The 20,358-nt window shown below is 40.6% G+C and carries 21 protein-coding genes; 10 read left to right on the top strand and 11 right to left on the bottom strand.

Features of this window, described 5'->3' with window-relative positions:
* The first annotated feature begins 48 nt into the window (after positions 1 to 48).
* From GTH24_RS19135 to GTH24_RS19100, 8 genes are all read left to right on the top strand, one after another.
* Positions 49 to 1,695 carry a signal transduction protein gene (locus GTH24_RS19135; protein WP_164526840.1) on the top strand — a complete coding sequence of 549 codons (1,647 nt, stop codon included), beginning with the start codon at positions 49 to 51 and terminating at the stop codon, positions 1,693 to 1,695.
* A 10-nt stretch (positions 1,696 to 1,705) separates the two neighbouring features.
* The gene (locus GTH24_RS19130; RefSeq protein ID WP_072068875.1) at positions 1,706 to 2,635 is read left to right on the top strand and encodes a dihydrodipicolinate synthase family protein; all 930 of its coding nucleotides are present in this window, start codon (positions 1,706 to 1,708) and stop codon (positions 2,633 to 2,635) included.
* Between the two features lie 22 nt (positions 2,636 to 2,657).
* Positions 2,658 to 3,710 (top strand): sialidase family protein, encoded by a 1,053-nt coding sequence (locus tag GTH24_RS19125; RefSeq protein WP_072068874.1) that lies wholly within the window; start codon positions 2,658 to 2,660, stop codon positions 3,708 to 3,710.
* Positions 3,711 to 3,730: 20 nt separating this feature from the next.
* On the top strand, positions 3,731 to 4,705 hold the full coding sequence (locus tag GTH24_RS19120; protein WP_231619347.1) for a tripartite tricarboxylate transporter substrate binding protein: 975 nt from the start codon (positions 3,731 to 3,733) through the stop codon (positions 4,703 to 4,705).
* A gap of 61 nt (positions 4,706 to 4,766) precedes the next feature.
* Positions 4,767 to 5,228 (top strand): tripartite tricarboxylate transporter TctB family protein, encoded by a 462-nt coding sequence (locus GTH24_RS19115; RefSeq protein ID WP_072068872.1) that lies wholly within the window; start codon positions 4,767 to 4,769, stop codon positions 5,226 to 5,228.
* A 19-nt stretch (positions 5,229 to 5,247) separates the two neighbouring features.
* On the top strand, positions 5,248 to 6,765 hold the full coding sequence (locus tag GTH24_RS19110; protein WP_072068871.1) for a tripartite tricarboxylate transporter permease: 1,518 nt from the start codon (positions 5,248 to 5,250) through the stop codon (positions 6,763 to 6,765).
* A 54-nt stretch (positions 6,766 to 6,819) separates the two neighbouring features.
* Entirely contained in the window at positions 6,820 to 7,824 is a 1,005-nt protein-coding gene (locus GTH24_RS19105; RefSeq protein WP_164526839.1) for a LacI family DNA-binding transcriptional regulator, read from the top strand.
* Between the two features lie 256 nt (positions 7,825 to 8,080).
* Positions 8,081 to 8,671 carry a DUF4291 domain-containing protein gene (locus GTH24_RS19100; RefSeq protein ID WP_072068869.1) on the top strand — a complete coding sequence of 197 codons (591 nt, stop codon included), beginning with the start codon at positions 8,081 to 8,083 and terminating at the stop codon, positions 8,669 to 8,671.
* 47 nt (positions 8,672 to 8,718) lie between these two features.
* Here the strand turns inward: GTH24_RS19100 and metF are convergent, their stop codons facing one another.
* On the bottom strand, positions 8,719 to 9,618 hold the full coding sequence (metF, locus tag GTH24_RS19095; RefSeq protein ID WP_072068868.1) for a methylenetetrahydrofolate reductase: 900 nt from the start codon (positions 9,616 to 9,618) through the stop codon (positions 8,719 to 8,721).
* Positions 9,619 to 9,895: 277 nt separating this feature from the next.
* On the opposite strand from metF, the gene GTH24_RS19090 reads away from it, so the two are divergent.
* A complete protein-coding gene (locus tag GTH24_RS19090) occupies positions 9,896 to 10,249 on the top strand; it encodes a DUF488 domain-containing protein (protein WP_072068867.1) in 354 nt (117 codons plus the stop codon).
* A gap of 123 nt (positions 10,250 to 10,372) precedes the next feature.
* Here the strand turns inward: GTH24_RS19090 and glpD are convergent, their stop codons facing one another.
* From glpD to gntX, 6 genes are all read right to left on the bottom strand, one after another.
* Positions 10,373 to 11,866 carry a glycerol-3-phosphate dehydrogenase gene (gene glpD, locus GTH24_RS19085; protein ID WP_164526838.1) on the bottom strand — a complete coding sequence of 498 codons (1,494 nt, stop codon included), beginning with the start codon at positions 11,864 to 11,866 and terminating at the stop codon, positions 10,373 to 10,375.
* Between the two features lie 287 nt (positions 11,867 to 12,153).
* Entirely contained in the window at positions 12,154 to 12,912 is a 759-nt protein-coding gene (locus tag GTH24_RS19080; RefSeq protein WP_006534541.1) for a DeoR/GlpR family transcriptional regulator, read from the bottom strand.
* Positions 12,913 to 12,950: 38 nt separating this feature from the next.
* Entirely contained in the window at positions 12,951 to 13,790 is an 840-nt protein-coding gene (gene glpG, locus GTH24_RS19075) for a rhomboid family intramembrane serine protease GlpG (RefSeq protein ID WP_115351101.1), read from the bottom strand.
* Positions 13,791 to 13,809: 19 nt separating this feature from the next.
* The gene (gene glpE, locus GTH24_RS19070; RefSeq protein WP_072068864.1) at positions 13,810 to 14,136 is read right to left on the bottom strand and encodes a thiosulfate sulfurtransferase GlpE; all 327 of its coding nucleotides are present in this window, start codon (positions 14,134 to 14,136) and stop codon (positions 13,810 to 13,812) included.
* Positions 14,137 to 14,315: 179 nt separating this feature from the next.
* Positions 14,316 to 14,894 carry a Fe-S biogenesis protein NfuA gene (nfuA, locus tag GTH24_RS19065; protein WP_072068863.1) on the bottom strand — a complete coding sequence of 193 codons (579 nt, stop codon included), beginning with the start codon at positions 14,892 to 14,894 and terminating at the stop codon, positions 14,316 to 14,318.
* A 60-nt stretch (positions 14,895 to 14,954) separates the two neighbouring features.
* Positions 14,955 to 15,647, bottom strand: a complete 693-nt coding sequence (gene gntX / locus GTH24_RS19060) for a DNA utilization protein GntX (RefSeq protein ID WP_115351102.1) — start codon at positions 15,645 to 15,647, stop codon at positions 14,955 to 14,957.
* A gap of 36 nt (positions 15,648 to 15,683) precedes the next feature.
* Between gntX and bioH the strand changes: the two genes are divergently transcribed.
* Positions 15,684 to 16,454, top strand: coding sequence for a pimeloyl-ACP methyl ester esterase BioH (gene bioH / locus GTH24_RS19055; protein ID WP_072068861.1), 771 nt, complete (start codon positions 15,684 to 15,686; stop codon positions 16,452 to 16,454).
* 44 nt (positions 16,455 to 16,498) lie between these two features.
* On the opposite strand, the gene GTH24_RS19050 is transcribed toward bioH, so the two are convergent.
* From GTH24_RS19050 to feoA, 4 genes are all read right to left on the bottom strand, one after another.
* Complete coding sequence (locus GTH24_RS19050; protein WP_072068860.1) at positions 16,499 to 16,957, bottom strand: OsmC family protein; 459 nt, start codon at positions 16,955 to 16,957, stop codon at positions 16,499 to 16,501.
* A 181-nt stretch (positions 16,958 to 17,138) separates the two neighbouring features.
* The gene (locus GTH24_RS19045) at positions 17,139 to 17,369 is read right to left on the bottom strand and encodes a FeoC-like transcriptional regulator (RefSeq protein ID WP_164526837.1); all 231 of its coding nucleotides are present in this window, start codon (positions 17,367 to 17,369) and stop codon (positions 17,139 to 17,141) included.
* A 19-nt stretch (positions 17,370 to 17,388) separates the two neighbouring features.
* Positions 17,389 to 19,716, bottom strand: a complete 2,328-nt coding sequence (gene feoB, locus GTH24_RS19040; RefSeq protein ID WP_115351104.1) for a Fe(2+) transporter permease subunit FeoB — start codon at positions 19,714 to 19,716, stop codon at positions 17,389 to 17,391.
* A 48-nt stretch (positions 19,717 to 19,764) separates the two neighbouring features.
* Positions 19,765 to 20,001 (bottom strand): ferrous iron transporter A, encoded by a 237-nt coding sequence (feoA, locus tag GTH24_RS19035; protein ID WP_036914344.1) that lies wholly within the window; start codon positions 19,999 to 20,001, stop codon positions 19,765 to 19,767.
* Positions 20,002 to 20,358 lie beyond the last annotated feature (357 nt).

The raw sequence follows: 20,358 nt of genomic DNA, 5'->3' as shown, positions 1-20,358 counted from the left end.
TCTAATTTTTCCGATTATGAACCAAGTTTACCTTACCAGGGATATCTTATGTTGAACTTAAATCTACCAAAATTACCGACAACCATCACAGCAGGTCAGAAAGAGATCTTGATGGTCACTAACGCAGACTTACGTGAGCCTGCAAACGTAACGTGCTGGCCTGTACAGAAAAAATTTGAAGATAAACTGGCCGCGGCATTAGAAGCCCAAGGTTACAAAATGAAGCGTGCTCATGAAATTAATGAAGCTCGCGGTCATGGTTTTATCAGTAGTCAACGTGAAGGTTGTGACATGTTTGCCGCTATCGATCCTGATGCACCGGTTATCGTGTTATTAACAGCATGGCAATATTCGCACCATATTGCCTCTTCATTAGCACACCATCGTGGTCCTATTTTACTGCTGGCTAACTTTGATGGTACATGGCCAGGTCTGGTAGGAATGTTGTGTTTAGCAGGAACGATGACCAGTTTAGGTAAAAATTATTCACGTTTATGGTCAGAAGAGTTTGGTGATGAATTCTTTGTAGATGGCTTAGCGACTTGGTTAAAATATGGTTATGTAAATCATAAGCTTAGCTATCTTACAGATATTGCGCCAACACACAGGGTAATGGCGACAGAAGCTGGCGAAGTGGGTCGTAAAGTCGGCGAATATATAATTAAAAATAAAGAAATAATAGGTTTGTTCGATACATTCTGTATGGGAATGATTAACGGGGTCTTCCCACAACAGGCCATGATCAATATTGGTATGCCAATTGAATCCCTTTCTCAATCTGCGTTACTGGTCGAAATGGCCAAAGTACCAACAGAATTAAGAGAGGCATGTTTACAGTGGTACGAAGATAACGGAATGACGTTTATGTTTGGTCAAGATGACAAAACTGAACTCACTCGTGAGCAGGTGATGGAGCAGTGCGCCATGATGATTGCAATGGCGCGTTTCGTAAAACGTTTTGGTTTAACTGCGGTGGGTGTGCAATATCAGCAGGGCTTAAAAGATTGTTGTCCAGCGTCTGACTTTGCCGAAGGTGCTATTGGTTCAACAGCACGTTTCCCACTACCAGATGAAAACGGCGAGATTATCTGCCCTAACACGCCAATTCCTTGTATCAATGAAGTGGATATGGGGACGGCTATTCCTCAAACGATGTTATGGCGTTTATTAACATCATTAGGATTACCAGCAGAAACCACATTGCATGATATTCGTTGGGGTAGTGAGTACGAAGGAACATTCTACTGGGATATGGAGATTTCAGGATCGGTTCCTTTTGAACACCTCAAAGGTGGCTTAAAAGGTGCAACAGGTTATCGTCAGCCAGCGATGTTCTTCCCTAAAGGAGGTTCAACTATCGCAGGTCAAGGTAAAGCAGGGCGCTTGTTATGGGGTCGTGCACATTATGAAGGTACTGATGTGATTATGCATATCGGTACAGGTGTGGCGGTAGAATTACCTGAAGCAGAATTTGAACGTCGCCGTAGAGCAACCAACTACGAATGGCCATTATTAAACTGTACGTTAGATGGCGTAACGCGTGATGACCTTATGGCAGGACATCAAAGTAATCACATTACGGTGGCTTACATTGATGAAGATAAATTGGCGTTTGTGCTTAAAGCCTTTGTTGCTCAAGCATTGACTCAAGGTATTCAAGTAAAAGTGGCAGGTGATGCCATTAACCTACTGTAAGGAATTGATGATGAGTCAGCAAAAATACGTCGGTGTTTGGCCTGTTATGTTAACTCCCTTTGATGCCAAAGGGGAGATTGATTGGGCGTCGTTAGAGCGTCTTGTAGACTGGTATATTGATTCTGGTGTACATGGACTCTTTGCTGCCTGCCAATCAAGCGAAATGTTTTATTTAAGTGATGACGAAACTCAAGCACTTACTCGCTTTATCGTTGAAAAAGCAGATGGAAGAGTACCTGTAGTGGCTTCTGGTCATACTGCAACCGCATTAAGTCAGCAAAAAGAACAATTGCAGGCAATGGCAGGTACAGGTGTCGATGGCGTCATTATGATCAGTAATCGCTTAGCGCTTGTTGGTGAGTCAGATGATAAAGCGCTGGAAACACTGCAAGTCTTAACCAATGTGGTACCGAAAGAGATTGATTTAGGTATTTATGAATGTCCTCATCCTTACAAACGCTTGTTATCTGAAGAGATTGTAGAGTGGTGTGCGCAAAGTAATCGCTTTACTTTTATTAAAGATACCTGCTGTTCTCTACCAATGATAGAGCGCCGTTTGGCATTATCAAAAGGAACTCGCTTGCACTTAGCCAATGCGAACAGTCAAACGTTATTAGCATCATTCCAAGCGGGATGTCAGGCATATAGCGGTGTTATGGCTAACTTCCATCCAGAGCTTTATGTTTGGCTTTATGAAAATTGGAAGGATAAACCTGAGCAGGCTGCAGTATTAGCTGATTATTTATCAACAGCAGCGATGACCGAAACACTGGATTATCCAGCATGCGCTAAATATCATCAGCGCCTAATTGGTAACTTCAGCACTCTGGTCTGCCGTTCCCGTAATAGCAGTCAGTTTGAAAACTCATTTTTCCCTTCTGCCGTCAATAGCATGACTGCATTGGGTGAAAACATGAAAAAATGGCTTTCGTTAGATTAATTTAGGACACAGGAGTAGGAATATGCCTTTCGTGATGAAGGAAACCCAGTTTGTGCTTGATAACGCACATTCACTTTTTAATCACTGCCATGCTTCAACGATTGCGCGTGTGCCTAACTCTGAGCGTTTGTTAACCGCTTTTTTTGCTGGCGATAAAGAAGGTAGTGGTAATACTGCTATCTGGCTGGCGATAAAAGAGGGTGAACATTGGCAGCACGCTCAACCTGTTGTTAAAAATCCGGGTGTTGCGCACTGGAATCCAGTTTTACATGTTGACCCATCAACAGGTAATATCTGGCTGTTTTATAAAACGGGTCCCGATGTACATAGTTGGGTGACCCAATACGTTATCTCGAAGGATGGCGGAAATAGCTGGGGTTTACCGAGTGAATTGGTTTCTGGTGATGTAGCACCTAGAGGTCCTGTGAAGAACAAAGTATTAGTAATGTCGAATGGCGAGTGGCTGGCACCAGGATCGGTTGAGGATGACCAATTCTGGGATGCGTTTGTCGATATATCGAGTGACAACGGTCAACACTGGTTGCGAGTGGATATTCCAATTGAACACCATAAAGGTGAGCAGGCGGAACATGAAATTTGGCAAGGTTTAAAGGACGATGCCTTATGGGAGACTGATCTACAACGCGTTTTTCAATGGGATGGCGTGATACAGCCAACACTATGGGAATCCCAGCCAGGGCATGTGCATGCCATGATGCGGAGTACGCGCGGTACTATTTATCGTAGCGATTCAACGGATTATGGGCGCAGTTGGTGTCCGGCTTATGCAACAATATTACCAAATAATAATAGCGGCATTGATGTCGTCTCCTTCGCAGATGGTCAACTGGCATTGGTGTATAACCCGAATTCAGGTAACTGGAGTCGTCGTTATCCCATCTCTGTCAGTCTTTCATCCGATAATGGCAGTACTTGGTCTGAACCATTCGATTTACTCGATGGGGAAGGCGAATTTTCATATCCGGCTATTATTGCTGAAAACAATACCCTACACGTGACCTTTACTTGGAATCGAAAAAACATTGTTTATCAGCAATTAATGGCTACTCAATAAAAATGTGGAGAAAGGGTTTTATGAAAAAGAGTCTACTCGCAGCGTTGGCGATTACGATGACACTGGGCATGGGGAATGCAGTTGCCCAACAGTTAACGTATCCTACAAAAAATATTGATGTTGTCATCCCGAAAAATCCGGGCGGTGGTACTGATACTTCTGCTCGTACTATCATTGAATTTGCAAAAGATGTGATGCCAGCTGGACGTATCTTCGTTCCTGTGAATAAGCCTGCTGGTAATGGTTTAACTGGCCTGATTGAAGTTGCTAATGCGCGCCCAGATGGCACAAAATTAGTGATGACAACCGTTGAATTGGCGATGTTCCCACACCAAGGGAAATCACCAGTTACTTATAAAGACTTTACCCCAATCGCAACAACCATTGCCGATCCCGTGGTATTAGTTGTTAATGCCGAATCACCTTACACCACGTTACAAGAGTTTATCGATGGCGCGAAAGCGAATCCGGGTAAACTGAAAGTAGGTAACTCTGGTATGGGTGCTATTTATCACTTAGCTGGTGTTAATATCGAGCGTACTACTGGTACTAAATTTAACCACATCCCTTATAACGAAGGCACCGGTCCTTCAATCGCAGCATTAGTAGGTAATCATATTGATGGCGTATTAACCACACCAGGTGCGGTTAAATCTCAAGTTGATGCGGGTATTTTACGTGTTCTTGGTGTAATGGATGAACGTCGTTTCCCATTATTCCCAGCTGTACCAACTTTCAAAGAAGCACTGAAATTAGACACTAACGTAAAAATGCGTGCTTGGGCTGTATTAGCAACAACCGCTAATGTCCCTGATAATGTGAAGAAAGAGTTAGTGGATGCATTCTCTGAAGTAGTTCAAAAACCTGCATATCAAGAAGCACTGAAAAAACAAGGTATTATGCCTGTATTTATCACTGGTGACGATGCTTACCAAATGATGAAAGAAGACCACGAGATGTATGCTGAGTTAATTTCAACAACCCTGAAAAAATAACTTTTCTATTACTATAAACCACCCTACCTGTTACGGCAGGTAGGGTCGGGGAGATCCCGACATGACAAAAATCAATACAATCATCGGTGCGATTTCAGTGGCTTTCGGGGCACTTATTATCTATCTCTCCCGTGATATGAGCATGTTTGATGATTATGGTGTACCAGGAGAACGTTTTTGGCCTTACGGTTTAGCCATCTTATTTATTTTACTGGGGATTTTTCAATGGATTAGTATTGTGGTTGATAAAATCAAACACGTGCACAAGTCTGTTGACCTAAGTTCTACCGCAGTTAAACGCGCTTATGGTTTAGGCATCTTTATGTTGGTCTATGCCGCGGGCTTACATTTTTTTGGTTTTATTATTCCGTCATTGCTTCTTATCCCGGTCATTATGTGGCTGATGAATGAAAGAAAACCTATCGCGTTGGTCGTTATTCCCGTCGTGATGGTCGCCGCCGTTTATGTCTTCTTTGACATTATCTTTAATTCACCTCTGCCAACCTCCGTCTTTTTTGAGTAAGCGGTAAAGGAGCTTTGAGATGGAAATATTAGACGCTTTAATGGTCGTTTTCAGTCTGGAAACGATAACGATGATCCTGTTAGGGGTATTCGCGGGTATTATTATCGGCGCATTACCTGGCTTAACAGTGAATATGGGAATTGCATTGCTACTCCCATTAACATACTCCTTCCAAGGAATGACAGGGATATTACTCCTGCTAGGAATGTATTGTGGTGCCGTTTATGGTGGCTCAATTACCGCGATATTGATTAGTACACCAGGTACTCCGGCCTCTGCTGCAACAGTCTTGGATGGTTATCCAATGGCGAAAAAGGGTGAAGCAGGGCGAGCTCTGGGGTTATCCACAATGGGCTCCATGTTTGGAGGGATCTTTAGTACGATTGCCTTGATTGTAATTGCACCTCAATTGGCAAAAGTAGCAACAGGTTTCTCTGCAGCTGAGTATTTCGCGCTCGCAGTATTTGGCATAAGTATTATTACCAGTGTATCATCGCAATCGATTGTGAAAGGATTAATGGGTGGAGCAATTGGTTTAGCGATTGCGACCATAGGGCTTGATCCGATGACGTCAGGACCTCGTTTTACCTTTGATACCGTTTATTTAATGGGTGGTGTTTCGTTTATTCCTATCTTGGTTGGTTTGTTTGCTTTCTCTCAAGGACTTATTAGCTTTGAAGAAGAGTACCGTGAACGTAAGCAGAAGAAGAACGAAAAAATTAACGCACGTATTCACCGAGTCTTACCAACATGGGCTGATTTTAAACGTGTATTACCAACTTATTTTCGTTCATCTGCCATTGGTACAACGATTGGTGCAATTCCGGGAACGGGCGGAGATATTTCATCATTTATCTCTTATAACGAAGCAAAGCGTTGGTCTAAACACCCTGAAGAGTTTGGTCACGGTTCACCAGAAGGTGTTTCTGCGCCAGAAGCGGGTGCAAACTCCGTCACAGGCGGAACTATGGTGCCGTTAATGACCTTAGGTATTCCAGGTGATGGTGCAACCGCCATTATTATGGGTGCGTTTATGGTTCAAGGATTGGCATTGGGGCCTCAGCTCTTTACAGACAATCCCGTTGAAGTAAACAGTATCTTTATTGGCTTGATGATGGCGAATATTTTCCTCGGTATCTTAGGTTTCTTATGTATGAAACTCTTTGTTCGAGTAATGGATGTGCCACGCCGTGTATTAGTGCCTATTATCTTTGTATTGTGTAGTGTAGGTGCTTATTCTGTAAACCATAGCATCATTGATGTGTTTGTAATGATGGGGGCGGGATTGTTAGCTTATATTATGATAAAGCTCGACTTTTCCATGTCTCCTGTAGTTATCGGGATTATTTTAGGACCGATGGCTGAATCAAACTTACGTCGTGCTTTAATGATGTCTCAGGGCGACTTATCAATTCTGTATACTCGCCCAATTACAGCGACATTCTTAGGTATTGCGATACTGACGTTGATCCTACCAATTATAGGGCCTTCGTTAAAAGCAATGTGGAAGAAATGCCGAGCTAAGCCTGCTCAGTAAAGGTTAACTGGTCCTCATCATTACGATGAGGACCATATCAATGATGGAATATTAATGGCAAAAACAGTTGAACAGATTGCAAATGACCTGAATTTGTCTATTACCACAGTCAGATTGGTATTAAATGGCAAAGGTGATCAATACCGGATCAGTGCAAAAACACAAAAAAAGATAGCAGACTATGTTGAGGTGTTTGGTTATACCGTCAATCATGCGGCAAGAAGCTTAAAGCTGAATAAAACAGATACCTACGGATTGGTTATTCCTCGTCTTTCTAACCCGTTTTTTGCTGCTTTGGCTGAAAAATTAGAGATGCATTGTCACCAAATTGGTTGTCAGCTAACAATTAGCTGTACCTATGGTGATATCAAAAATGAAAATAAACTTGTTAAATCAATGGATGAACGCAATGTTGATGGCATTTTTATTGTTTCATCCAGTCGAAAAAATCAGTTACACCATGTGAAACACCGTCAAAAACCCCTCGTTTTCTTAGATAGAGATTTTTCTGTGAGTGATGCTATTTGTGTAGCATCAGATAACTGCGACAGTGGGGCTCAACTGACAAGAGCAATGATAAAGCTAGATGCGCCAATCCATTTTTTTGCGGGAGATGCGTTATTGCCTACGATTGCAGCGCGCTTACGAGGTTATGTACAAGCGATAAAAGGGCATTATGGCGATGATAGCCGTGTAACGGTCTCTTATGCAGAACATAATACGACCAAAGATGGCGAACAAATGATGAAACAGTATTTAGAGCAACATCAGAAAATACCGACTCATTTTATTGCCTCATCACTGCCTATTCTTGAAGGTCTATTGAGTGTTATTCGTCAACACGAAGGTGTTATTCCTGCTCACCTCCATATTGGCACATTCGATGATCATGTGATGTTGAGCTTTTTACCTAATAACGTGTGGTCAATGAAGCAAGATGAGGCTTTATTGGTCGAAAAAGCCTTTGAAATCATGTCTGCAAAGATAGCAGGCACCGTAATTAAATCCCCTGCATTAATAAAAACACAGCTTATCGAGCGCCTAATTTCTACCCAGTGAGTCAATTAAATCGCTTATTCGCCTCACTTTGTGAGTAGATTAGCAAGATAAATTGACTCATCACTGTATAAATAAAACACAATAGGAACATTAGTCTGCTCGTTTTATTGTTATTCTTTTTTTTACTTTTATAAATGCGCGCTACTCTATTGATAGAGCTTTAACAAAAATAAGGGCTCTTGATTATCTGCGATCAGAGGCTCATAATTTAAGCGGATAGTTCCATTTTATTAATATAAAAGGATATTAAAGAAAGATGAACGATGATGTTGACCGATGTCCTGAGTGTGAAGTAAGGGCATATTATACGAATGATTTTGTTCGTGTTTATCAAGCCTATTCTAATACTATTGCTCAGAGCGCAGTCGCAAACGGAACATTTGTTTCGCCCCCTTTTAGTATGACCCGTATGACTTGGGTAAAACCTTCCTTTCTTTGGATGATGTACCGTTCTGGTTGGGGACGTAAAGACGCTAATCAAGCTTCTATTCTTGCGGTTGATATTACACATGAAGGTTTTCAAGAGATGCTGACTCAAGGTGTTGTGAGTCATTTTGACCCAGACCGCTATACTAGTGCTGAAGCTTGGAAAGAAGCGTCAGAAACCAGTAATATCCGCATTCAGTGGGATCCTGAACGTGATATTTATCTTAATCGGCTCAGTTATCGCACCATCCAAATTGGTTTGCGAAATCAAGCAGTTGAAAAATATTGTAAAGAGTGGATTGTGAATATTTCGGATATTACGGATAAGGTACATAAAATAGATGCTTGTATTGCTAATGGTGATCTCGATACCGCATACAGCCTATTGCCAGTAGAAAAACCATATCACTTTGGTGAATAATTCATCAGAATGTCACCCCGCTTTATTGGCGGGGTAATTGTGTCAATTCATGCTCTAACAAGTTCAGGTCGAACACCCAGCGTGTGGCAAATAGCATAAGTTAATTCTGAACGATTAAGCGTATAAAAGTGAAAATCTTTTACCCCTTCACGACTTAAAATTTTCACCATATCAATTGCAATTGAGGCACCTACCAGACTACGGGTTTCAGGATCATTCTCTAATCCATCAAACATTTTATTCATCCATCCCGGAATTTTTACATTGGTTAAACCCGCAAAGCGTTTTAGCTGTTTAAAATTAGTCACAGGCAGAATACCCGGTACAATTTCTACATCAATCCCTGTTGAAACACAGCGATCACGAAAACGTAAATAACTTTCTACATCAAAGAAAAACTGAGTGATGGCACGATTTGCTCCTGCATCTACTTTTCTTTTTAAGTTAATTAAATCCGCTTGCGCACTTTTTGCTTCAGGGTGCACTTCTGGATAAGCGGCAACAGAAATATCGAAATTACCTACACCTTTGAGTAAATGGACTAAGTCAGTGGCGTACATTTCTGGCTTTTGTGTGTTATCGGGCAAGTCTCCGCGTAAAGCGACAATATGACGAATACCACTTTGCCAATAATCTTGTGCGATATGTTGGAGTTCTTCACGGCTTGCATCAACACAAGTTAAGTGCGGTGCTGCTTCTAATCCTGTGCGTTCTTTTATTCCTTTAATAATAGAGTGTGTTCTATCACGCTCTCCTGAGTTTGCACCATAAGTCACAGAAACAAAGCTCGGTTTTAAGGTATTTAAACGCGCAAGAGATTGCCAGAGGATATTTTCCATCTCTTCGGTACGAGGAGGAAAAAATTCAAATGAAACTTGGATCTGGCCATCTAATTCAGCAAGATTTTGGTTAAGTGCTTCATGTTGGCTTGCGTGATAAAAGCTCATACCTGTACCTCATCAATCTTTCACTGTGTTGTTATTTTTATTTAAGTATCACTACTTATTTACCCATCTAACCATTTAGACGTCTAGATGTAGATTCTCTTAATTAGGTTATTTAGTCAACAACTATTCACCCTATTTTTGATGAGGATAATTCAATCAAAAGGAGAGGAAATTTCATGTTGAAAGCGACTCTATGATGAAAGTGAGTGTATTGAGAGGTTAATTTTCTCATTTTTCTTCTACAATAAAACCAACTAACGTATTGATGGGAGGCGAAATGATCACCTGTAAACGTGTTTATGATGATAAAGATGGTGAGCATGAAGGTTATCGTGTGTTAGTCGATAGGCTCTGGCCAAGAGGGGTGAAAAAGACAGATTTTCATTATGATGAATGGAATAAAAGTGTCGCACCCTCGACTGAATTACGAAAATGGTTTCATGGTGGTGGAGGGGATTTTACTGAATTTACGCAACGTTATACGCAAGAATTAATAGCTGCGCCTGAACATTGGCAATCGCTTGTCGCAATAGCCAAAGAGCAACCGTTGGTATTACTTTATTCAGGTAAAGATAAGCAACAAAATAATGCGACAGTATTAAAAGCCTTTTTAGAAAAACAGCTTAAATAGGCATCAACAGGTTATATATTGATTTTCTTACTGTGAAAAAAAGAAAAAAGTGGCGCGGTATTAGGCGCCACAAAAATTGCTAATAAAAACATCGAACAGAGTCAGAGAATATTTTTACTACTCTTATGCAGTGTGTGTATTTGCCAATAGCCATTGACTAATACGTTGTTTTTGCTCGTCATTTAGCCACATGCCGAGTTTAGTACGACGCCAAATAGCATCATCCACTTCGATAACCCACTCATGTTTCACTAAATAACGTAATTCTGCTTCATACAGATTATGGCCGAAGTTTTCACCCATGCCTGCTAAATCAGCAATACCTTCAAGCAGTAATTCGGTGTTGCTACCATAAGTGCGGGCAAAACGCAGTGCCAGTGCTTCTGGTAACCAAGGATGACGTTGACGAATTAAACGTGAATAACCATCACGATCACAACCTTCTAAATTACCACCTGGTAATTGACCATTTTTAGTCCACGGTTTACCCATGTTAGGGAAGTAAGCAACAAGTTTATCAACAGCGTGCTCACCTAATTTACGATAAGTCGTTAATTTACCACCAAATACAGATAACAGTGGTGTTTGACCATTATCATCATGAACATCTAAGGTGTAGTCACGGGTAATTGCTTGTGGTGAATCTGATTCGTCGTCACATAATGGACGTACGCCAGAGTAATCCCATACCACATCTTCTTTAGTTAACTGCTTTTTAAAGTGATCGTTGTAGACTTTCAGTAAATACTGAATTTCGTTGTCATCGATAGCAACATCTTTAGGATCACCTTTATATTCAACATCCGTAGTACCAATGATAGAGAACTCATCCATCCAAGGAATAACGAAAACAATACGGTTATCTTCGTTTTGTAAAATATAAGCTTGTGGTTCGTTATGAGCACGGGGAATAACGATATGGCTACCTTTAATTAAACGGATACCATAAGGTGATTTCAGTTTTAAGCCTTCATCAAATAAGGTTTTAACCCAAGGACCTGCTGCGTTTACTAAGGCTTTGGCTTGGTAGAGAGAGGTTTCACCTGTGCGTAAATCTTTTGCTTCTACCATCCATAAATTATTTTCACGCCAAGCGCGGGTTACTTTTGTGCGTGTGCGCACTTCACCACCACGACGGACAATTTCTTGTGCGTTGAGTACCACTAAACGTGCATCATCAACCCAGCAGTCTGAATATTCAAAACCGCGTGTTAATTCTGGTTTTAAAACAGAGTTTGCACCAAATTTAATACCTTTACTGCTTGGGAGGCTTACTCGTTTTCCTAAATGATCATAAAGGAACAGACCAATACGGATCATCCAAGCTGGGCGTAAGTGTGGTTGGTGTGGTAGGCGAAAGCGCATTGGAAATGCGATATGTGGTGCTAAGCGTAATAACACTTCACGCTCTGCCAATGCTTCGCTTACTAAGCGGAATTCGTAGTGTTCTAGATAACGTAAGCCACCATGAATAAGTTTAGAGCTCGCGGAAGATGTCGCACTTGCTAAGTCTTGAGCTTCCAGCATAAGTACTGAAAGGCCTCGGCCAGCTGCATCCGCCGCAATTCCAGCGCCGTTTATTCCGCCGCCGATGACAATCAAGTCTTGAGTTTTCATAACATCCTCCTACGAATGCGCGAAACAATTCTTTAATGTTCGTTTTCGCTCATAATTGTAATGAAGTTTGATGAAAATGCCAACTATATAACTGATAAAAAACATAACCGCGTGATATGGATAACAATTTATTATCATATCCACATAATTTGTGGGCTTATTGAAAATAAGCAACATTGTTAATCTATTAATAAAAAAGAGAAGGAATAGAAGGAGTTAATTGAGTTTGATGGTGAATTGATAAAAAAAAGTACCTAAATAGGTACTTTTCGAGGGAGTTTATTCAATTAACATAATTCGAGTTGAACGTTGTGTTGTTCAACAATTTTTTGTATCCCTGCTGGTGGCTCTTGATCGGTAAATAAGTAATCGATCAGATTCATATTGCCTAAATTTACCATCGCATTACGACCAAATTTAGAATGGTCAGTCACTAACATAACACAGCGCGAATTTTCGATAATTGCGCGTTTAGTGCGAACTTCGTGGTAATCAAACTCAAGCAATGAGCCATCCATATCAATACCACTTATCCCTAAAATACCGTAATCAAGACGGAATTGAGAGATAAAATCAAGTGTAGCTTCACCGACAATCCCTCCATCTCGTGTACGCACTTCACCACCTGCAAGGATCAAACGAAAGTCTTCTTTACCCATCAGTAATGTTGCTACATTAAGGTTGTTAGTCACTATACGGAGGTTTTTATGGTTAATAAGTGCATGTGCTACGGCTTCAGGCGTTGTACCAATATCAATAAATAGTGTTGCACCATCAGGAATTAAACTCGCCACGCGTTGCGCAATCCGTGATTTTTCATCAGACCACATAATTTTACGATCATGATAAGCGGTATTCACAGAACTTGAAGGTAATGCAGCACCTCCGTGATGACGTTGGATTTTGTTCTTTTCCGCTAATTCATTTAAATCACGTCGGATGGTCTGTGGGCTGACTTCAAAATGCTCCACCAACTCTTCAGTGCTGACATAGCCTTGTAGGCGTACCAGTTCAATGATGGCATCATGTCGTTGCGTTTGCTTCACAGGTGTCCCCTAATGTTAAAAATATCATGTTAATTTTATTATGATCTACGAGATAATTGATGTCGATTATCCCACAAAGCCATCAATAAGCCGATAAGGAAGCCTGCAAAATGTGCAGCATTTCCGATAGAGTCACCTAAAACGCCCATATAACCTGCAACAATCCATAAAATTGAAAAGACGATTAAACCTGTTGGGGCGCCAATACCTTTTTCGGGATTACGTATTCCAGTTAAACCGACATAGCCAATTAATGCGTAAACAACACCAGAAAGCCCACCAAAGTTGGAATCTGTAAACAAGGATTGTGCCCAATTACTAAAGAGCGCAGAAACGAGCATGATCACAAATAATTTACTGGTACCTAATCGCTGCTCTGTTTGACTTGCGAGATACCACCACATAGCAAGGTTAAAGGCGATATGCATCAGTGAAAAATGAATAAATGCTGGAGTAATATAGCGCCAAACTTCAAGGTTTAAGCTCTCTTCATAAGGCCATGCTAAATGGAGCATGACATCATAGTCACCAACCACTTGTTGCCAGATAAAAACGAGGATACATAAAATAATCACCAGTACCGTTAACGGGCCTGAACGTTGCACCATATTTTTTATCGAAAACGCTGGGCGATATTTTATACCCGTATTTTGCGGATTGCCGGTTTGCCAACTTGCGGCTTGATAGCGCGGATGAAAGGGCTCACGTAGGAACGTGTTAAGTTCTTTTTCAACCATTTCTAACTGATGTTGGTCTTCTAACCAAAGTGAGATTTGCTGATTTTCATTTTTTGCGTGAATTCGCACACCTTTTGTTGCCATGTAATTGACAAATAAATCAGCAGCTTGAGGGTTAGAAAGCGTAATAATGTGGATCATTGACAAAACTCATCCGTCGTTATTGCAGAGACGTTATCGCTTGTGGAAACTCTCTTTGCCATGCTTCAAAACCACCATTAATACTATAAACGGTTTCAAAGCCCATATTAACCAGATATTGAGCTGCCCCTTGACTGCTGTGGCCGTGATAGCACATCACCATAACAGGAACATCAAAGTCAGCATTTTGTAAAAATTGATTTAGCGTTTCATTGGTGAGATGAAATGCATTTGTCGCATGACCAAAGCGATAACTCTGAGGATCTCTCACATCGACTAAAATAGCCGATTGAGATACCCAGAATTGATAAGCTTGTTCAATGCTAAGAAATTGAAACTTATCCATAATTGTCTTATTTATTATATTGTTAATTAATTTATTTGTTCTGAGCGAGAGAACGATACATTTATCATAACGTCAAATGGGTAAAGATAACGTAACTCTTTGTAAATGATTATTTTAATATAAAAATCCCCCATGATATCAGTGCAGGTGAATATCATAGGGGATTTGATACTGAAGGATCAGTAGTAGGAGTGTTCGCCACGTTGGTGTTCAGTTAAGTCTTTCACACCTTTTAATTCATTAGGGAACAGGTTTAATAGTTCTTTCTCGATGCCATCTTTTAAAGTGACATCAATCATTGAACAACCGTTACAACCACCACCAAATTGTAAGATAGCATAGCCATCTTCAGTGATTTCCATCAGACTCACGCGACCACCATGACCCGCTAATTGAGGGTTAATTTGTGATTGCAACACGTATTCAACACGCTCAATTAATGGTGCATCAGCATCAACTTTACGCATTTTCGCGTTAGGTGCTTTTAGGGTTAATTGTGAGCCTAGTTGGTCAGTGACAAAATCAATTTCTGCATCTTCTAAGAAAGGTGCGCTAATGTCATCAACATACGCAGAAAGTTTTTCGAACTTAATTTCAGTATCGTTTGGCTCTACGGCATCAGGTGGGCAGTATGAAACGCCACATTCAGCATTAGGTGTGCCTGGATTGATAACGAATACACGAATTTGGGTGTTGGGTTCTTGGTTAGCCAGTAGTTTGGCAAAATGCGCCTGTGCGGCATCAGTAATAATAATCATATCGTCTTGCTCAATAGTTGACTGTTCTGGTTGGTTATCATACGCCCAATTGGCGGTTAACTACAAGGTTCGACAAATCGCCCATACCTCAACAGAGCGTGCTCCCGCACGAAATAACAAGGGTACGATGGAATTTAATGTCGCACCTGTAGTGATAACATCATCAATTAGTGCCAGATTTTTCCCTGATACCGACACTGTGTTATTTAATACAAATGCATGTTTTAAATTTTGTTGCCTTTGCTTGGCATTAAGATGTGTTTGCATCAGTGTAGCACGAGTTCTTATCAGGGTATCCGGTTGATAAGCACAATTTAACCATCTTGCCAAAGGCTTAGCGATAGCTTCTACTTGCTCAAAGCCTCTAGACCAACAGCGATGACGATGTAAAGGAACGCTAATAATTCTGTCAGGTTTCTGCACCAAATTTTCTCGCCGATGTGAAAGCCATCGCAATAGAAAAAGTCGTGCAAGACATAAAGCTATTTGAGGGCGAGGTTGGTATTTATAAAGGTGTAATAATTTATTTAATGGCGGTTGATAGTCGGTGACTGTCAACATCTGTTTCCATAGTGGGGGTGATTGTAAGCAACGGCCACACAACATCATAGAATGATGAGAAGGATATAAGCAGCAAGGGCATCGATTTTGTTGTTTTGGTAGATGTCGAATACAACTCGAACAAATACCTTTAGTATCATAATCTAAGGGTTGACGACATAGCCAACAATATCCTGCTATTGTTATCCACATAATGAACATCCTTGTAAAAGAGAAGAGAGCATAACAATGAATAAACTGTATTGGCAGACAATCGGTGAAGGAAAAACAGATCTTGTGCTACTACACGGATGGGGGCTGAATGCTCAGGTGTGGCAATCATTAATACCGAGATTAACCTCGCATTTTACACTTCATCTTGTTGATTTACCGGGTTATGGGCGTAGCCAAGGATTTTCAGCACTCACATTAAAAGAAATGGCAGAGATTGTTTTTGCAAAAGCGCCTGCTAATGCCATTTGGCTAGGGTGGTCTTTAGGTGGATTAGTCGCTAGCCGTGTTGTTTTAGATAATCCCAATAAGGTACAAGCGTTGATTACCGTAGCTTCTTCTCCTTGCTTTGGTGCACATGATACTTGGCCGGGCATCAAACCTGAGGTTTTGAAAGGATTTGAACAGCAGTTAAATGAAAATTTTCATCGCACAGTTGAGCGCTTTTTAGCACTGCAAACATTGGGTACTCAAAGTGCCCGTGAAGATATGAAAGCATTAAAATCCGTGGTATTAGAGCAACCACTCCCTTCTGTTGAGGTGCTTAATGGTGGATTAGAAATTCTGCGTACTGAGGATTTACGAGAAGAATTGAAAACGTTGAGTTGTCCTTTTGTTCGTTTTTACGGTTATTTAGACGGTTTGGTTCCTCGAAAAGTGGCCGAATTATTAGATACTTTTTATCCACATTCACCGTCTGTTATTTTCCGTAATGCGGCTCATGCACCGTTTATTTCACATCCTGATGAATTCGCTCAAGCATTAATGAATGTCTGCGATATCACGTGATAGGGTGCTAAAAACTGCCCATATTTGGGCAGTGATAAATCTTTTTATACGAGCACGTTCTCAAGATGAAAAGATGTCTCAAAAATAGGGGCATTCTTTATGGTGTCAGCAACAGGGCAAGTGCGTTCAATAAAAGCGATAAATGCAGCAATTTCTTCTTCGCTATTATCAGCTTGAATAAAAAAGTGTGTCGTAATTTTACTAAAGCCTAATTTGGCGTCTTTATTTTTTCCCGTAAAACCATCGGTATCTAATTCGCCTTTAACTTCAATGCGAATGTCGTTGAGATTAATTTTATGCATACGCGCAAAGCTTTTGGCAACAATCCCCTTACAAGCACCTAATGTACCCAATAATGCTTCAACAGGATTCATTGCACTGTCTTTTCCACCTAATGACATAGGTTCATCAAGTAAAAATTGAAACTGGCGTGATGCACATTGCATCTGTAATCCACCTTGTTTGCTGGTTGTAATGGTCGATGAAAATTCAGTTATTGGCATAATTTTATATTCTTATAAAGTGAAATAACAATAGACGTCTTTACGTCTATATTTAAAGGATTATGCCGTGATAGTTAGGAAAGTAAATCATTAAATAGGAAGATGAAAATGATTCATCTTAAGCATTAGATAAAAACCCCTACATAAAGTAAGGGTTTTTGTGATGGCATTTATCAATTTGTTAGGTTAATTGATAAAGCTTTGTCTGGCAGGCAGTGGCTTCAGGGCAACTTTTACAACTGCCTGTAAGACACTCCTCTACATCTACTTCTTGAAGCTTACCCATCAATGTGAGCCGTTCTAACATTGCTTGTACCAACGGTTCAGGCATATTGAGTTGATGGCTAATAAGATGGGCATCGGCTCGACCATTAAGGGCGATACAATCACGAACTTCTATCAAACTGGCCATCTTACCTTTCCTTTGTCACCTAGTGACAACTACCTTTTGAACAACATTGTTTAGCCAATGAAGGCTTATTGCTTAAGTTTATTGTTAGACGACTACGGGCATTACGCAACAAGATAAAGAGAATTAAGTTAAAGATCACCACGGCAGCAATGGTTATGCCACTACTTTGCGGATGCTCACTAAAGGTTGCTACTTGATAGAACAGCGCTGACAATGAGTAAGCAATATTTAATCCCCAAAGAATGGAGAAGGTCATCCAGCCACGACTTGTTTCACGGGCAATAGCACCCATTACTGAAACACAAGGTACATACAGTAAAACAAAGATTAAGTAGCTGTATGCGGCAATACCAGAGCCAAATTTAGCCCCCATGGTACCCATAGTACCGGTATCCATTTCACCATCACCTTTACTTGCTTCAATTGGATTAGAAAGTGCGGCTAGGGTAAAGGTTTCTTTTAAGCTATCCCATGTTTCACCAAAAGCGTCACCAATTTCCCCCCAAAGATCGAATTCTTCAGGATCAAAAGGCTCGTTCACAATGCTTTCCGCGGTATAAAGGGTATTTAATGTTCCTACAACCACTTCTTTTGCCATCGCCCCTGTGACTAAACCTACCGTTGCTTGCCAGTTATCGTTATGAACACCAATAGGTTGCAATAATGGTGTGATCACTTTACTGACCGATGCTAATGCAGAGTCATTGATGTTATCGGCAGGTTTACCTGAGAAGGTAAAGCTATTTAATGCACCGATAAACATACTGGCAATAATAATGACTTTACCAGCACGTATCACGAAGCCTTTTAAACGTTGCCAAGTTTGCATCAATAAGGTTTTTAGATGAGGCACATGGTAAACAGGCAGTTCCATCACGAAAGGTGAAGCTTCACCACGCATAATGGTATGTTTTAGCAGTAACCCCGTCAAAATAGCGACAACAATACCCAGAAGATAAAGCGAGAAAACCACACTCGCGCCATTTTTACCAAAGAAAGCAGCGGCAAAAACAGCAAAGATAGCTAAACGTGCACCACAAGACATAAACGGTGCCATTAATACTGTGATTAATCGTTCTCTTGGAGCATCGAGGGTACGTGCACCCATAATGGATGGTACGTTACAACCAAAGCCGACAATCAGCGGTACGAATGATTTACCCGGCAGACCCAAAGCCTGCATCAATCTGTCCATTACAAAAGCAGCTCGAGCCATATAGCCAGAATCTTCAAGGATAGATAAGAACAAGTACATCATCCCGATTTGTGGCACGAGAGGAAGAACAGTATTGATACCACCACCGACACCTTGTGCAAGGAAAATGGTTAACCATTCTGGAAAGTTAAAGGTTGCACCAATCCATTGAATACCATGAATAAAGATGGCTTCAGATCCACCTTCAAAAGCGGGTTGTAATGCTCCACCGATGTTAATCGCCAAAACGAACATTAAATACATTACAAACAGGAAGATAGGTACACCTAACCAACGGTTTAATATCACTTTATCGATATTTTGTGTCAGGATATTTGGCTTAATAGACTCCATATTAATCACAGTATGACAGATGCGTTCAATATTTTGATAACGGGCATCTGCAATGACTAATTCGGGTTCATTATTGTGTTCATCTTGAATTCGCTGACGAATGGCTTTGATATCTTCGGTGGTAACTTGAGCACGCTGATGGGTATAAATATCCCCTTCTAAACACTGTAATGCCATCCAACGGCGTTGCTGTAAATTAAACTCATCATGGTTAATTTTTTCAGCGAGCGCTTCGACTTCATTAAGTAACCATATTGGGTAGGATGTGAGTAATTCTTGTGGTTTTTTCTTTTCAGCAGGAAAAGTGTCAATCGCGTCTTTGAGCTTATCCATTCCCGATGCTTTTGTTGAAACCATAGGAATAACAGGGCAACCCAGTTGCTCAGACAACGCTTTGATATCAATTTGCATATCTTGATGTTCTGCAATATCGAGCATGTTTAATGCCACAATGCAGGGAATGCCTAACTCAAGAAGCTGCAATGTCAAATAAAGGTTTCGTTCAAGATTAGAGGCATCAACAACGTTAATCAGCATGTCCGCTTCATTACTTAAAATGAAATGACAGGCAATTTGCTCATCAAGCGATGTCTGTTCTGAGATTGTCGTTAAAGAGTAAGTGCCGGGTAAATCGACGAGCTCAATTTTATGATTTGTCGTTGTGAAACGACCAACTTTGCGTTCGACCGTCACACCCGCCCAGTTACCTACGCGCTGGCGAGAGCCTGTTAACTGATTAAAAAGTGTCGTTTTACCAGCATTGGGGTTGCCGATAAGGCCTATAGTGAGAGGAGTCATAATAGTGATGCCAATAGTTGTCTTGCCTGGTTGAATGAGAAATAACGATTATTTTTCGTTATGAACCACTTCGCTAAGGTTAATAAGTGCGAGATCTTTTTTTCTCAAAATGAGGGATACTCGGTGCGTTTCTATTTGAATAGGGTCACCCAGTGGTGCGATACGAATAACGTTAAACACAGCGCCAGGCAACATACCTAAAGATAGCAACTTCTGCCTGTATGCAGGGCTAATCTGAGGTGAGTAGCTCAAGATTTTATAACTGTGATTTGGGATCAGTGACATAAATCGTTCTTCCACGAATATTGATACAAAAAATAATGATACTGATAATTATTAACGTATATAAAAATTCACATAATAAGAGTCAGGATAATTATAATAAATATTTTTAATGCTAATGAGAATTATAATTATCTTTATTGGGTATAATTTAGCCTACTCTACGCTTATCCACACTTGATTTAAATCAACCAGAGAAAAGATATTGGGAGGAAAACGGACTGTTTTCTCTATCTGTTACTAGACAAAAACAAAATGTAAAGAGTTGAGATATCAATGTAGCAACAAAATAACAATCAATTAATAATGTTAACTGGTCACAAGATGAAAGTAGATTTCACTGAAATTAAAAGCGGGTTT

It is taken from the genome of Proteus vulgaris (genome assembly GCF_011045815.1).
GTDB lineage: Bacteria > Pseudomonadota > Gammaproteobacteria > Enterobacterales > Enterobacteriaceae > Proteus > Proteus vulgaris_B.
The sequence above is the reverse complement of the archived record's forward strand: the minus strand, read 5'-3'. Positions and strand labels throughout refer to the sequence as shown.